At 48.5% G+C, this 14520-nt stretch carries 12 protein-coding genes; 4 read left to right on the forward strand and 8 right to left on the reverse strand.

Translation table 11 applies throughout. From position 1 onward, the window contains the following. Window positions 1–103: 103 nt before the first annotated feature. The 7 genes from OGV50_RS08215 to OGV50_RS08245 form a co-directional block, all read right to left on the reverse strand. On the reverse strand, window positions 104–1276 hold the full coding sequence (locus tag OGV50_RS08215; RefSeq protein ID WP_200090716.1) for a DegT/DnrJ/EryC1/StrS family aminotransferase: 1173 nt from the start codon (window positions 1274–1276) through the stop codon (window positions 104–106). Window positions 1277–1320: 44 nt separating this feature from the next. Beyond that, window positions 1321–2010 carry a WbqC family protein gene (locus tag OGV50_RS08220; RefSeq protein ID WP_012131922.1) on the reverse strand — a complete coding sequence of 230 codons (690 nt, stop codon included), beginning with the start codon at window positions 2008–2010 and terminating at the stop codon, window positions 1321–1323. Next, window positions 2007–3074 (reverse strand): FkbM family methyltransferase, encoded by a 1068-nt coding sequence (locus tag OGV50_RS08225; RefSeq protein WP_052194485.1) that lies wholly within the window; start codon window positions 3072–3074, stop codon window positions 2007–2009. Before OGV50_RS08225 ends, OGV50_RS08220 begins: the two co-directional genes overlap by 4 nt. Window positions 3075–3085: 11 nt before the next feature. Next, window positions 3086–4366 (reverse strand): ATP-grasp domain-containing protein, encoded by a 1281-nt coding sequence (locus OGV50_RS08230; RefSeq protein WP_200090717.1) that lies wholly within the window; start codon window positions 4364–4366, stop codon window positions 3086–3088. Then, window positions 4353–5363, reverse strand: a complete 1011-nt coding sequence (locus OGV50_RS08235; protein ID WP_286488459.1) for a hypothetical protein — start codon at window positions 5361–5363, stop codon at window positions 4353–4355. Before OGV50_RS08235 ends, OGV50_RS08230 begins: the two co-directional genes overlap by 14 nt. Window positions 5364–5429: 66 nt before the next feature. Next, window positions 5430–8672: an O-linked N-acetylglucosamine transferase family protein gene (locus OGV50_RS08240; protein ID WP_286488460.1), complete on the reverse strand. Its 3243-nt coding sequence runs from the start codon at window positions 8670–8672 to the stop codon at window positions 5430–5432. Window positions 8673–8963: 291 nt separating this feature from the next. Continuing rightward, on the reverse strand, window positions 8964–9836 hold the full coding sequence (locus tag OGV50_RS08245) for a flagellin N-terminal helical domain-containing protein (RefSeq protein WP_058669293.1): 873 nt from the start codon (window positions 9834–9836) through the stop codon (window positions 8964–8966). Window positions 9837–10173: 337 nt separating this feature from the next. Here OGV50_RS08245 and fliD point away from each other — a divergent pair, with 337 nt between their 5' ends. The 4 genes from fliD to amyA all read left to right on the forward strand — a co-directional run bounded on the left by fliD (window position 10174) and on the right by amyA (window position 13939). Next, window positions 10174–11601 carry a flagellar filament capping protein FliD gene (gene fliD / locus OGV50_RS08250; RefSeq protein ID WP_153257670.1) on the forward strand — a complete coding sequence of 476 codons (1428 nt, stop codon included), beginning with the start codon at window positions 10174–10176 and terminating at the stop codon, window positions 11599–11601. A gap of 9 nt (window positions 11602–11610) precedes the next feature. Continuing rightward, window positions 11611–12021, forward strand: coding sequence for a flagellar export chaperone FliS (gene fliS, locus OGV50_RS08255; RefSeq protein WP_012131915.1), 411 nt, complete (start codon window positions 11611–11613; stop codon window positions 12019–12021). Then, window positions 12021–12383 carry a flagella biosynthesis regulatory protein FliT gene (gene fliT, locus OGV50_RS08260; protein ID WP_012131914.1) on the forward strand — a complete coding sequence of 121 codons (363 nt, stop codon included), beginning with the start codon at window positions 12021–12023 and terminating at the stop codon, window positions 12381–12383. The genes fliS and fliT overlap by 1 nt, the downstream gene beginning before the upstream one ends. A 68-nt stretch (window positions 12384–12451) precedes the next feature. Beyond that, window positions 12452–13939: an alpha-amylase gene (gene amyA, locus OGV50_RS08265; protein WP_200090720.1), complete on the forward strand. Its 1488-nt coding sequence runs from the start codon at window positions 12452–12454 to the stop codon at window positions 13937–13939. 80 nt (window positions 13940–14019) lie between these two features. On the opposite strand, the gene yedD is transcribed toward amyA, so the two are convergent. Beyond that, complete coding sequence (gene yedD, locus OGV50_RS08270) at window positions 14020–14433, reverse strand: lipoprotein YedD (RefSeq protein ID WP_024130233.1); 414 nt, start codon at window positions 14431–14433, stop codon at window positions 14020–14022. Between the last annotated feature and the right edge of the window lie 87 nt (window positions 14434–14520).

The raw sequence follows: 14520 nt of genomic DNA on the forward strand, positions 1-14520 counted from the left end.
GATTCTGGAGGGGTTTTAATCGGGTGAATAGTGGGTGAAATGAGGGGTTATTTGGGGGTTACCGTTATTTATAACCCCCAATTCCCCTCAGGGGATCTAAAAATCAGGCAACGCGCTCGGCAAAAATCTCATCAGTTTTCAACGCTGATGAGTCACTACTCACATTTTCGCTCACTCCTTTTAACAATGAAGCAATTTCTACCTGTACCTCTTTTTCAAGGCCAGGATAGAGAGGCAAACAAAGGACTTCATCTGCACGTAATTGCGCAATTTTAAGTTTATCTTGTCTGGCGCTCTCCAGTGCACGATACATTGGGAAGCTACTAATTAATGGGTAGAAATAACGGCGGGGCATAATATTGTGGGACTTTAATAAATCATAGACCCCATCTCGCGAAACAGGAAATGCATCCGAAACCATAATTGGGCAATAAGCATGATTCCATGCAATATTATCCGGCGGGATCAGCAGTGAGATACCAGGAATATCAGCCAGGAGTGTTTTATAGTTATCAAACAGCGCCGCGCGCTCAGCTAATGCTTTATCGATATGGCGAAGTTGCAATAAACCAAACGCTGACTGAACTTCATTCATTTTGCCATTTATGCCAGGCGCCACAACGGTGGTTTCCCCGGCAAAACCAAAGTTTTTCAAATAATCAATGCGTTGTTTCGTTTTTTTATCATGGCAGATAATCGCTCCACCTTCTATCGTATTGAATACTTTCGTGGCATGGAAACTCAAGACAGATAGGTCGCCTTCGCGCAAAATGGTTGTCCCTTCCCGCTTAACACCAAAAGCGTGCGCTGCATCGTAAATCACTTTCAGACCATAAATATCAGCAATCTGCTGAATATGCGTTGTGTCACAGGGGATGCCATAACAATGGACAGGCAAAATAGCGGTAGTTTGCGGTGTGATTGCCTCTTCAATTTTCCGTGGGTCCATATTACAGGTGACAGGGTCAATATCGACAAAAACCGGTTTTAAGCCATTCCACAGTAGCGAATGCGACGTTGCCACAAAGGAATACGGCGTGGTAATCACTTCACCTGTGATGCGTAACGCCTGAAATGCAGTTAGCAACGCCAGCGTACCGTTTGCAAACAGGCACAAATGTTCAACGCCGAGATATTCCGCCAGCGCCTCTTCAAGTTGCTGGTGAAATGGACCTGCATTGGTTAATTGTTTGTTTTGCCATATTTCTTCCAGATAAGGAATAAACTCATCAAGAGGTGGCAATAAAGGACTGGTAACAAAAATGTTCTTATCCATAATTTCTCCGCCCGCACCGATAAACGAAAGCGCATCGCACCGCATTAAATTAACTGATACTGCCCCAATAACACTTTCACCTCAGAGGGGGAGCAGTTCATTAGCACATCAATAATTGACAATCCGGCATGGAATTTACCCCCACCCTGAGGGTAATGGACATCATCCATTTTAATAAATGACAGTTTCATCCCCTGAGCGACAAATTCATCAGAATGATAAAGATGCTGCCCACCAGGACTATTGATATAATGGTCTCCACCGAGAGTTCGGCAAATGTTCATCACCTTCCCGCTTGCAGTTTCATCACATGAATAATTCAAATCACTAGCCATGTGAAGTGACACTTCAATGCCAAGCCAGGCAAATATTTCTTTAAACGCATACTGGCAAAGCGTGGGAATCTGGCGCTGCTCGGCGGTCAACACCTTCTCAACAATACTAAAAACTGGTTCAAAATATGGCCTTTTATGATAAGCCTGATGAACTGTTTTCAGCACCTTAGCAACATTAACGTCAAAGCTTAACGTATTTATTTTTTTGAAAGATGAAGCGCCCGGCACAGCAACGGTAAAGCGCTGAGGAGAGTTCCCCATCAAAATGGTATTACGATTAATGTAGCCCTGACGGATATAATTTACGTCATCATAAATTACAAACTGATCGACCGCATTAATCAGTTGAAAATATCCCAGGTAAGGGAATAGATAGGGCTGCATAATGCCGATTTTCATTGTGCACCTTTTCTGGGGACAAAATAGTAAACGGTTTCCAGTAGCCCTTCCGTATAGTGACGCAGGTAGATGTCGTAGTCCTCACGATAACCCAATACCTGCTCAGGCAAGGTTCTGAAATCATCAGGTTTGTGATAGCAACAGACGGCAAGCAGTGGATGCTGTTGACGAATAATCCGTTTTGCTCCCTCCAGAGCCTGTGACTCAAAACCTTCGATATCCATTTTGATGAACGTCACTCGCCCTTTTAACACATCGTCAAGGGCCACCATTTCAACATCGATCCCCCCGTCTTCGCTCGCATGCGAAGTCGACCCCGAGGAAGAAAAACTCAGCTTCTGCTGGCTGTGCGAGACGCCACAGGGATAAACATAAACATTTTCCCTGCCCTGCATCGCCTGTTGAATACTCTGCGCCTGGCGCGGTTCTGGTTCAAAGATACATACTGTGTTATAGCTGGGAAATCGACGCATAAACTCAACGGAAGTGGCGCCGTCAAAACTACCGCAATCAATAAAATGTTCGGCATATTCGCCAATAAAGGGCAGATCGAAGTACTGATCGTTCAGGCAAATATTATACTGCGCAAGAAACTGTAGCTTGTTGGTAAGCCTGAAGTTGATGATATCGTCAAAAGTGCGCTTTGAAATATCATCCGCAAGGAGCGCACGGATACGCTCATAGGCTTCACGGTTCTCGGCGTAGTCGCGCACAAATTCGGGTTGATGATACCAGGTCGGCTTGCTTAACAGGTGGCTGAAATAGCGATAAAAGCTGAAGTAATCGATCTGTTTATGTCCCGCTGCCGACAGCGTTCGCCATGCCGATACCGGGCGGCCATCCATAATCGAAGAAACAATCAACGCGTCCGAAGGAACCTGACTTAGAGAGATAATCGGAAACCCGTCAATCTGAGTTTGCGTTGTTTTATTATCAATGATGCCCTCAACGTTAAATACCTTAGCCATTTCAATACCATAACTCGTCAGCCCAAAGATATAACGAGGTGAGGCTTTCTCGATAAACGCATGGCAAAAATCGGCAATTTGCTCGTCAGTCAACATAACAGGCTCTCTTAGCGCAAATAAAACTCAACGGCATCAACATCCAGAACGAGCACATCTTTCAGCGTTCGGACATCCATCCGCTCAGGAAAATAGTTATCAATAAACAAACTGTTTGGCTGTATATATTCTGACTTTCGCTCTCCAGAAGTCAGATGGATGACCTCATCGAAAAGGTTCAACGCAACCCCTGCGCACATAAGGGTTTCTTCAGGTTTCTGTGCATGGCGAGTGATCAGCGTAATGACTTTTCCCTGCGCCCGACTCTGGTATAAAAACGCCATGACGGCAGGTACCGCAAAACCATCAATAATGAGGGTGTCGTCAAGATCGACATAGATTCGCTGATAGTTGAGTTCACTTCGCGTTCGGGACACAATGGCCCGATCAACGATACCGACACTCATTTCCGGGAGAGCGATAACATCGCGTCCCATAAAGTCATGAATAGCCATAAGCGGTAAATTCACCCCTCTGGCACGCTGAAAAACCATTGCGCCAGCAATCCTGCAGGCCACCTCCAGAAGTTTCCATTTCCCTGTTCTGTCGCGTTTTAGCTGTACAAACCAAGGGCCACGAAGCGCCAGTCGCGCATTTATCGTTTCGACAATGTCGGTTATTTCATCGTCAAGAACGACCTCTCGTGAACGCATGCTGATACCCGCCCGAACACGTTCACGGGTACGAGGCCCAGCCCAAATCAAACGGCGGTTTCGGTCAGTGAAACAGTCGACGGTGATCTCCTCTCCCGGCAGATATTCCACCACGATCGCCTGCGCGACGGATTCAATCGCCTGTTCCAGAGACAGGCGATTATTTACTCGCTGTACACCATTTCCCCCCTGTCCACAGTCTGGTTTTACGATCGCCGGCCAGTCGTCAATTGTTGCAAGATCGCAGTATCGATGAGGAACCCAGTGGCAATCGTCAAATAGGGCATAGGTAGCGCTTTTATAACGTAGCGTCTCCGTTACCTGACGATCGCCATTAACCAAAAAGTAGTGCTGCCGGGGTTCATTAAGTTGTGCAAGTTTTAACGCGACAGAATCATGCGTAGCGAAAACGACATCAATCTGCTTCTCTTTCACCAGTCGCAGAAATTGCGCGTCGAAGTCGTCAGCATGAATATTGGGCATATCACCGGCATAATCGGGAAAACGAAACTCCCCGTGATCGCTTACGCTTGATGCCCCCAGCAGCAGACCAATATGGACGGAATAGCGCAGCGCGCTATAAATCTCACCCGCATTCTCTGCACCGCAAGGGAAAATAAGGACATTAATTTTTTTCATCAGAACCTTCCCCGGTATATGAGAGATACGCAATCACAAAATCTGCAAGAGATTGCATTTCATCCAGCCCATAACGATGGTCCACAGGCAACGGTAGGATGTGTCTGATGTAACGGTGTTCAATCGAATCGACACTCACTCTTTGCAAGGCATCAAGCCAGTAAACAGGAATAAAAATTCGGCGCTGACGAAGCGCTTCGCGCAGATTTTCATTTTCAGTCAGTAGTGGGTAGCAAAGCGGGCCGCATTCTGGCCTGGCAGGTAAATTTAGCGCATTGATACAGGCAAGACGCTGATACAGGTAATGGTAATTTTCAAGGCGTCGCTGCTCACAGGCTTGATAATCGATCCCGGCTAATAAACGATGAGTCAGCATAGACATGCCTTCCCCCGGTAGTTCCTCCAGCGTTTGCTCTGCCTGTCGGTAGGCGGTGTAACCAGCCTCTGCGCCCTGCGCCAGGCGAATAAGAAGATGCCCAGTGCGCTGAAGAGAAGCTGATTCCTCTGTCGGAGGGATATCCACCTGTATTGCACCAGCCAGCATCCCGCCATCGGGAACGCCGAAAAATTTCCTGGGTGAGTAGATCGTTGCCAGACCGGGTTGCGGCGCGGAGAAAAAGGCCTGAGAGTGATCCCAGACGATCTGCTGTGGATTAAACCGTTCCATGAGCGGCTGAGCCAGGTTATCGACGAGGCCAAAATAGTTAACCGCAAGTACCCAGTCACCGTTTTCTGGCTGAAGATCGTCCGCAGGAGCAAACGCGGCGTCCAGAGAATAAAAACGTACGGGAATGCCTAACGTTTCGGCAGGCGATAACATTGCATTGCAGATCCAGCGCGGCATCCAGAGTGCTGAAGGTTGCCCTTTTTTCAATAGAGCATAAAAGGCCGCACGCGCAGAACTGAAACACTGTGCATCAGAATACAACGTCTGGCTGATTAACGCCGTTTCGAGGGGGAAATATCCACCTATAGCATCAGTCAATGTGTTATTCACTCTCTTCCCCCACCAGCCCTACATAACCTCTTCGCCGTAAATGCCTCACTCACACCAGTTCGCCCATTATGTATCGCTATTAATCACCACTGGCGCAGGCGGTAACCCCTGACAATAACGCTGCCAGATAATCTCCAGCGCCCGCTCGAAATAAATGGCTTCTCGCACCTGAGATACACTCTTCTCTTTCAGGCGAGAGCGCAGCGACTGGCGCAACTCAGCCAACGCATGGGTTTGTTCAGACAACAAAACCGCCTTAGCGATGTACTGTTCTTTGTCAACGGCCACAAAATCCTGCAGCCCACAAAAATTCAGCCCGGCGCTGCACTGCCTGGAAGCGATGGTGTCCCCGGCAATAGTTAATGTAGGAACACCCATCCAGATCGCATGCCAGGTCGTCGTTCCCCCGGTATAAGGAAAGGTATCCAGCAAAACATCAATGTCGTTATGTAATGCCAGATACTCATGCAGCGACATCTTTTGCCTGAATAGCAACCGTTCCTCATTAATGCCCTGCTCCTTAAACAACATTCTGAAATGGTTAACCATATTGCTGTCAGACATATAGCCGATAAGCAAACGCGCATCAGGTATGCTGTGCAAGATCTTGCTCCAGACGCGAACAACCTCATCATTGATTTTTTTCGGGCGGTTAAAGCTGGCAAAAGTGATAAAGCCATTTTTCAGCGCAGGCAATGGACCAACATCAGGGCTCTCTTTATTCGGATGGAACTGCTGAACCGCTGGAAGATAAATTAATTTTTCAACAAAGGCAGGATCCAGAACGCCCGGTTCCGCAAAACGACTATCAATAAGGTAATAATCTACCGTCGCCATTCCCGTGGTTCCGGGATAACCGATCCAGGAAAGTTGGACAGGTGCTGGTTTTAACGCAAAAGCCGGCAAACGGTTATAACCAGTGTGCCCGGAGAGATCGACAAGGATATCAATTCCATCCCTTTTAACCTGCTCAGCAAATTCGAGGTGGCTTAGATGTGTGACTTTTGACCATACGCAGGCACTCTCCATCAGTCGCTCGGTTACCTCATCCTGTAGTGAAGAGTTCTGGTAACCGTATATTTCAAAGCGATCGCGATCCAGCGAATACCAGACCGGCGCGAGAAAATTCGTCACCGGGTGGCGGCCAAAATCTCCAGAAACAAATCCGATACGTAAGCGAGATTTCTCTTCGCGCGTATGAGTGATAGTAAACGGCTGTTTACTCGCCCAACGTTCAGCGGCCAGGCCAAACTGCTTATGTTCTTCCAGCAGATCCTGCGCTGTAAGCTCTGTGCTGTGCGTCAGTCCAAACAGTAAGTTGGTGAAGGCATTAAAATTACCCGGCTCCAGCTCGACCACACGGCGTAAATAAGGGATCGCCTCGCTCATTTTTGACTGATCACCAAGGATCGTTCCCAGATTCTCAATAATGCCCGCAGAACGCGGTTCTATCTCTATTGCTTTACGCGAACACATTTCCGCCAGCGTATATTCCATCATTTCACGATGAAGAGAACTGAGAAGATCCCATGCCGCAGCATATCCAGGTTCGGCGCGCAAGATCGCCCGTGCCAGGCGCCCTGCTTGCCAACGCCAGTTTTTACGATAAAAAATAGCGGAGAGCTCATAAAAAATACGCCAGCTACTCGACTGCAACGAAAGCAACGACATACTGGCTTTCAGCCCGGCGTCATAATCGGAAGTACGCAAATAAAAATTCGCCAGAAGATAGTGCACATGGACATTATCTGGTCTCTGTGCAACCAACCGCTCAATGTTCGCACGCGCCTGCTGGAATCTGCCTTCCTGCATTAACTTTTCTAACTGTCGATGAAAAGCCTCTTCCACCGGGGCCAAAGCCGGCATGGATGTCTTTTTCTTGCCCGGCGTTGCTATGGCGGAAGGTAAAAAGCCGCCGTTGGCCTCCGTACCGGAATAAAGAATCAGCGAGAAAACAAGGGGCCAGGTTTCTTCAGCCGGAAAATGGCCGATAAGCTGCTGCAAAAAAGCCCGCCAGGCTTTGGGAGCAGCCGCCACCATCCCCTTCTTAACCAGACTAAACAAGATTTGCGCATTCTGCGCCGTTACCACCGGCGTCGGAGCAGACATCGCCGACAGCTCTTCGTCATTCAGTTCTACAGTTTCATGCCAGCGGTTAATGGCATATTTACCTCTTGTCGCCGCCACCCACTGTGCCGGCGCCGCCTGGCAGGTATCGTAAACGCTCTTATCCAGAGAGAAATGTAAGTCAGGTAACCCTTTCAAAAAAAGAGCCGACAGTGACTGGCTGATATCCTCCCGCCATGCTTTATCCTCTAAGTCGGGCTGACGAACGTTATAAACGAGCTGTTCGAAAGTGAGGCTTGAGGGCCAGCCGTCGCCGAGAGCATCAAGGAGAGCCAGCGTAGCGATATCATCCGTAGAGACAGGCGTTTCGCTATTTGCGGTTAACGTGTTGAGAATCCTTCCTTGCAGAGACTGACGGCGAAAACTTCCTGCCCAACGCAGATCTTTCAGTTTCGTCAGGTCCGGCAACACAGACACCGTTTGCGCATTGTCGCTATGGGTCAACAGGCTAAAACGCGTGCCGCGATTCACTGCAAAATCAAGATACTGTTGGATCAGAATTTTGTTATTGAGTGGACTGAGCACATTGTGTAGATGTTGGATCTTTTCATCATAATGCGCCGCAAGCTCTGTCCATGGTAGTAAGTCGCCGACATAAGCCAGGCCAAAAGTCTCGATCACACCCGCAAACTCAAGCAAGTAACGGTACTCGTTTGGTGTTTGCAAAAGGCTATGGCTAATCAGCAAATCTGATAATGTATCGCTATTTTTTAAAAACGCAGCCTCTCCGGTGACGCCGTTTAGCTTTAACCAGCTTAACATTGCCCGGGAACTGGCGATTTGCGTTTCGATATCATTCGCCAGACTGCTATGAATTTGTACCGCGTCGCGAATAATCTCGTTTATTTTTGCACCAGGATGGCATTCCCATTCAATGGCAATACAACCCTGAGGGCTTAAATGCTGTTGGCAAAACGCAAGGAGTTGGTCGCGAATATCATTACTCAACCAACTAAAGCTGCCATGAATAATAATATAATCATATTCACCGATATCCTGGCTGAGTAAGTCATCAAGAGAAAGTGAAAAAAGTGCCAGGTTATCCGGCGCACTGCCCAGTAGAGCCTGTTGCGACGAAAGAGAGTTTTCGCTCTCAAGCTCCACGCCGACAAAGCGCGAGTTGGGATACATCAGCGCCTGCGAATACAGTGTATAACCTTCCCCTGCGCCCAGTTCAAGCACTCTGGCGGTATCAAGGACAGGCGTTGTCACGCCATACAAATGGTTAACAGCCCTGATATGGCCCGGGGTGGAATAGCAAATGCTGTAGCTCTTATCTGACTCTGTAGGCAATCCCAAAATTAATGCTCCCGCCGGTAATCTCTTTACAGTAATGACCAGATTTACAGTACAGGAGTGGGATATTTTTAATGGCGTAAGAAGAGACTTAATTTTTGCTTTATTCGTGGTATCTGCGCGGGAATAAAAAAACCAGTCCGAAGACTGGTTTTATAAAGAGGCTGGTCCGTGCGATTAACGCAGCAGGGACAGAACAGTCTGCGGAACCTGGTTTGCCTGAGACAGTACAGAAGTACCAGCCTGCTGCAGGATCTGCGCGCGGCTCATATTGGAAACTTCAGTTGCGTAGTCAGCATCCTGAATACGAGACTGTGCAGCAGACAGGTTGGTTACGGTGTTGTTCAGGTTAGAGATGGTGGATTCGAAACGGTTCTGAATCGCACCCAGGTCAGAACGCTGAGTATCAACAGCTTTCAGTGCAGTATCGATAGAGGACAGCACGTCAGTAGCCAGAACGTCGAAACCTTTGGTGGTAACGCTACGCGTTTCACCAGAAGCAAGACCCGTAGTAACACCAGCAGTACCGGTTGAATCAAATTTGTTCCAACCGCTGTTGCCATTAATGGTGATGTCGATTTTCTGAGTGTCGTTAGCGCCAACCTGGATAGAGATAGTTGTAGCAGAGCTAGTACCTGCCAGGATTTTGATGCCGTTGAACTGGCTCTGGCTGGCAACACGGTTGATTTCGTCCAGACGCTGGTTAACTTCAGACTGAATGGAGTCGATGTCAGAACCAGAGTTGGTGCCGTTCTGAGCCTGAACAGCCAGCTCACGGATACGCTGCAGGTTGTTGTTGATTTCGTTCAGAGAACCTTCAGCAGTCTGAGCAATGGAGATACCGTCGTTAGCGTTACGCGCAGCCTGAGTCAGGCCTTTGATGTTAGAAGTGAAACGGTTAGAAATCGCCTGACCAGCAGCATCGTCTTTAGCGCTGTTGATGCGCAGACCAGAGGACAGACGCTCGATAGCCGTGCCCAGAGCAGACTGAGATTTGTTCAGGTTGTTCTGAGTGGTCAGTGACATCAGGTTAGTATTGATAACTGCCATAATTTAATTCCTTCAAAAATGGGTTCTAAGTTCGGTGCCGAACACTCACGGCGTCTCTCACCGTCAACAAGGGTATCGGCGCAACTTCACAGTACTTTAGAAATAAACGACAAAAACTTTTAACTAATTATTTTTAAAGGTAATTAAATGCAGTTTTCACATTTTTTAGAATCAAGAACACGATTGTTTGGTATAAAAATAAAACAAAAACAATCCCTCTATATGCCCTTCTCACCCCGCCCTTTTCTGCCGATTATTTTTTTACGGTCAATGTAAACTTTCACCAAAAGTTGCCGATACAGAGAGCTGTACACCCAAGACTTTAAGGAAAAAAGACATGCCTACTATTAGTAACCTGGGGGTTGGCTCTAATCTGGATCTGACGACGCTCTACAACCAATTGGAAGCTGCTGAAAAAACAAAATTAACATCAATTACAACTCAGCAGACAAACTATAACGCCCAGTTGAGCGCGTACGGTAAGTTACAAAGCGCATTAACCAATCTGCAGACTGCCACTGCGGCATTGGGTAAAACAACAACCTGGAACTCGACAACCGTTAGCAGCACTAACACGGCATTCACTGCCACAACAACCAGTGAAGCTACTGCCGGAAGCTACACAGTCAACGTGAGTCAGGTTGCCAAAGCACAGGTATTGATGTCCGGCAAGATTGACAGCAACACAACAAAACTGGGCGAAACAACGACGAACGGTACGCGCACAATTACGATTACGCAGCCGGGAACCAAAGATCCTTTAGAAATTACATTGTCGGATTCCGACACCAGCCTGAACGGTATTGCGAAAGCCATTAATAATGCCAATGGTAACGTCTCCGCCACGGTAATGAAGGCTTCTGACGGCGACTATCGTCTGATGCTGACATCAAAAACGACGGGTACGGACTCAGACATGACCGTAACGGTAACCGGTGACGACACGCTCCAGCAGGTTATCGGTCACGATGCTTCAACAAATGCGCTAACCGAGCAGACCGCATCGCAGAACGCAAAACTGACAGTGAACGGCGTCGAACTTGAACGTTCAAGTAATATCATTTCTGATGCGCTGCCAGGCGTCACGTTGACGTTGAAGAATAAAAGCACCGCCGACGAAACGCTGGAATTAACCCGTGCAACAGAAGAGAACAGCAAAGCAATAAATGACTGGGTAACAGCCTATAATGCGCTACAGTCAACCATCGCCAGCGTGACGAAGTACGTCAAAGTTGAGCAGGGCAAAGATCAGTCAGCAACTAACGGTGCGTTAATGGGCGACACCAACGTGCGTTCCATTCAATCGCAATTACGCAGTCTGCTGACGGATGTACAAGGCGGCGCTTACGCCATTATATCTCAACTGGGTATTACTCAGGATCCGGTGACCGGCGCCGACGGTTCGACAGGTAACCTGAAAATAGACAGCACTAAGCTAACGAAAGCATTAACTGATAACCCACAGGCGGTTCAGGAATACTTTATCGGCGATGGCAAAACGACAGGTTTTGCTACAGAAATGAACAATATGTTGACCAAAATGCTGGATACCTCCGTCGATCAATCCGGGGTTATTAAAAACGCGCAGGATGGCATCAACAAAACGCTCAAGACATTAGAACAGCGCTATGACGCGATGGAAGCCTCCATAGAAGCAACTATGGCGCGCTACAAAGCACAGTTCACCTCACTGGATAAGTTGATCAGTCAGATGAACAATACTGCAAACTACCTGACACAGCAGTTTAGCTCATCCAGCAGTTAAGGAACTGATATGTATAGTAAAAGTGGTGTTCTTTCCTACCAAAAAGTCGGGGTGGAAAGTGCGGTAATGAGTGCCGACCCACACCAACTGATTGTTATGCTTTTTGACGGAGCACTAAGCGCTCTCGTCAGGGCACGACTATTCCTGGAGCAGGGAGAACTGTTATCGAAAGGTGAAGCGCTGTCAAAAGCGATCAATATTATTGATAACGGCCTCAAGGCGGGACTCAACATGGACGTTGAAGGAGACCTTTCCCGCAATCTGGCATCACTTTACGATTACATGATACGTCGTTTGTTACTGGCCAACTTACATAACGACGTCGAAGCTATCATTGAAGTAGAGGGATTGCTAACCAATATCGCTGATGCCTGGAAACAGATTGGCTCACCGGTTTCACCCGTTCAGGATACCCTTTGATGACTAACTTCATCCCGTCACTTACCGACTGGCATGCCCTGCATGCCCTTAGTATCACAATGTTGGATCTCGCTCATTCAGGGAAATGGGATGAACTGATTGAGCAGGAGATGAATTATGTGCAACTGGTAGAAGGTATTGCACGTAACCCCATCTCTCCCGGCAATACATTTCTGATAAACCAGGCAAAAGAGATCCTGAATGCCGTACTCCGTAACGAGGCTGAGTTAAAAACGCTGTTGCAGCACCGTATGGAAGAGCTACGTCAGCTTATAGACCAGACCGGAAAACAGCAGTCCGTCTCCACGACATACGGGAACCTGGCGGGAAATATTCTGTTCCCCAGTAACCTGAATCAATAATTTTTATCCACCTGTGAAAAATCATCCATACTCCAGAAGTTGGCCTGACGGCTTCTGGAGCACGGAAGATGAAAAACCCCACGCTATTGCAGTACTTCCACTGGTATTACCCTGACGGCGGCAAGCTCTGGCCAGAGCTGGCTGAGCGCGCTGGCGGCCTCAATGATATCGGCATTAATATGGTCTGGTTACCGCCCGCCTATAAAGGCGCGTCCGGTGGGTATTCCGTAGGTTATGATTCGTATGACCTGTTTGATCTGGGTGAGTTTGATCAGAAAGGATCTGTCGCCACGAAATATGGCGACAAAGCGCAGCTGCTGGCCGCCATTGAGGCGCTAAAGCAAAATGACATTGCGGTTTTGCTCGACGTGGTCGTCAACCACAAAATGGGCGCGGATGAAAAAGAGGCCATTCGCGTACAGCGGGTCAATGAAGATGATCGCACGCAAATCGATGACGAGATCATCGAATGTGAAGGCTGGACGCGTTACACCTTCCCTGCCCGCGCCGGTCAATATTCGCAGTTTATCTGGGATTTCAAATGCTTCAGCGGTATTGATCACATCGAAAACCCGGACGAAGACGGCATCTTTAAGATCGTCAACGACTACACTGGCGACGGCTGGAACGACCAGGTCGATGATGAAATGGGTAATTTCGACTATCTGATGGGCGAAAACATCGACTTTCGCAACCATGCGGTCACCGAGGAGATCAAATACTGGGCGCGTTGGGTCATGGCGCAAACCCATTGCGACGGCTTCCGCCTGGATGCGGTCAAACACATTCCGGCCTGGTTTTATAAAGAGTGGATAGAACACGTCCAGGAAGTGGCGCCAAAGCCGCTGTTCATTGTGGCGGAGTACTGGTCTCATGAAGTGGACAAGCTACAAGCCTATATCGATCAGGTGGATGGAAAAACCATGCTGTTCGACGCGCCGCTACAGATGAACTTCCACGAAGCCTCTCGTCAGGGGCGTGATTACGATATGAGCCAGATTTTCACCGACACGCTGGTGGAAGCCGATCCTTTCCATGCCGTAACGCTCGTAGCAAATCACGATACCCAACCGTTACAGGCGCTTGAAGCGCCCGTTGAAGCCTGGTTTAAGCCGCTGGCCTATGCGTTGATCCTGTTGCGGGAGAACGGCGTACCGTCAGTGTTCTACCCTGATCTCTACGGCGCACATTACGAAGATACGGGTGGCGACGGCGAAACCTACACCATTGATATGCCCGTTATCGAACAGCTCGATCAACTGATTCTCGCGCGCCAGCGTTTTGCCCACGGCATCCAGACGCTCTTTTTCGACCACCCCAACTGCGTTGCCTTTAGCCGTAGCGGTACAGACGACGATCCTGGCTGCGTGGTCGTACTTTCCAACGGCGATGACGGCGAGAAGACCATTACGTTAGGTGAAAATTACGCCAACAAGACCTGGCGTGATTTTTTAGGCAATCGGGAAGAGCGCGTAACCACCGATGAACAGGGTGAAGCCACGTTCACCTGCAACGGCGACTGCGTCAGCGTATGGGTCATTGAAGATGTGCTGTAAGTTCAGGAGAGAACATCGGCCGGGTAAGCGTTAGCGCCCCCGGCATCAACATAATTACCGCCAGCGTTTACCGAAAATGTTTACGGTAACTGACTCGCGAGCGGATGTTTCGATAAATAGTCGGCGCATTCGGTCGTGGGTCGATCCACGCGTTGCAGCGTCATACCATCATATTCCAGCGTGTTCCCTTCACGCTCAATCTCATAGAGTTCGCGCTTCACCGTAACGTTGGTTAAATCACTGGAAAGCAGCGTCAGTTTACCCGGCAGGGCAATCACCCGCTGCCACTGACGGCAATCCAGGGTATCTCCTTCTTTGGTCACCACCAGACTGGCTATCGCCTCGGGGCTTACCAGTTTGCGCTGAGGGCCTTTTGACTGCCAGTATCCTTCCAGTCCGGCTGGCGCTGGCGTCTTCACCACATCGTTATAATTCTGTACCTCTGCACACCCGGTAAGGACCAGAAATGCGCCAACGATCGCTATTTTTTTCATCATTCATCCTGCATGCGAAGAAAACAGGATTGTGGCATTAAAGCCCTGATGTCGCCAGCCTTTCAGGGCCAACAAGTAATATTGATC

Source organism: Citrobacter sp. CK180, assembly GCF_030333655.1.
In the GTDB taxonomy this organism is placed as follows: domain Bacteria; phylum Pseudomonadota; class Gammaproteobacteria; order Enterobacterales; family Enterobacteriaceae; genus Citrobacter_B; species Citrobacter_B koseri.

What these genes read in the sequence shown, in the direction of transcription:
- fliT (WP_012131914.1), top strand. Translation starts at nt 12,021, where the DNA reads ATGACTAACTTCATCCCGTCACTTACCGACTGGCATGCCCTGCATGCC.
- yedD (WP_024130233.1), bottom strand. Translation starts at nt 14,433, where the DNA reads ATGAAAAAAATAGCGATCGTTGGCGCATTTCTGGTCCTTACCGGGTGT.
- OGV50_RS08230 (WP_200090717.1), bottom strand. Translation starts at nt 4,366, where the DNA reads ATGAAAAAAATTAATGTCCTTATTTTCCCTTGCGGTGCAGAGAATGCG.
- OGV50_RS08220 (WP_012131922.1), bottom strand. Translation starts at nt 2,010, where the DNA reads ATGAAAATCGGCATTATGCAGCCCTATCTATTCCCTTACCTGGGATAT.
- fliS (WP_012131915.1), top strand. Translation starts at nt 11,611, where the DNA reads ATGTATAGTAAAAGTGGTGTTCTTTCCTACCAAAAAGTCGGGGTGGAA.
- OGV50_RS08225 (WP_052194485.1), bottom strand. Translation starts at nt 3,074, where the DNA reads ATGTTGACTGACGAGCAAATTGCCGATTTTTGCCATGCGTTTATCGAG.
- OGV50_RS08245 (WP_058669293.1), bottom strand. Translation starts at nt 9,836, where the DNA reads ATGGCAGTTATCAATACTAACCTGATGTCACTGACCACTCAGAACAAC.
- fliD (WP_153257670.1), top strand. Translation starts at nt 10,174, where the DNA reads ATGCCTACTATTAGTAACCTGGGGGTTGGCTCTAATCTGGATCTGACG.
- OGV50_RS08215 (WP_200090716.1), bottom strand. Translation starts at nt 1,276, where the DNA reads ATGGATAAGAACATTTTTGTTACCAGTCCTTTATTGCCACCTCTTGAT.
- amyA (WP_200090720.1), top strand. Translation starts at nt 12,452, where the DNA reads ATGAAAAACCCCACGCTATTGCAGTACTTCCACTGGTATTACCCTGAC.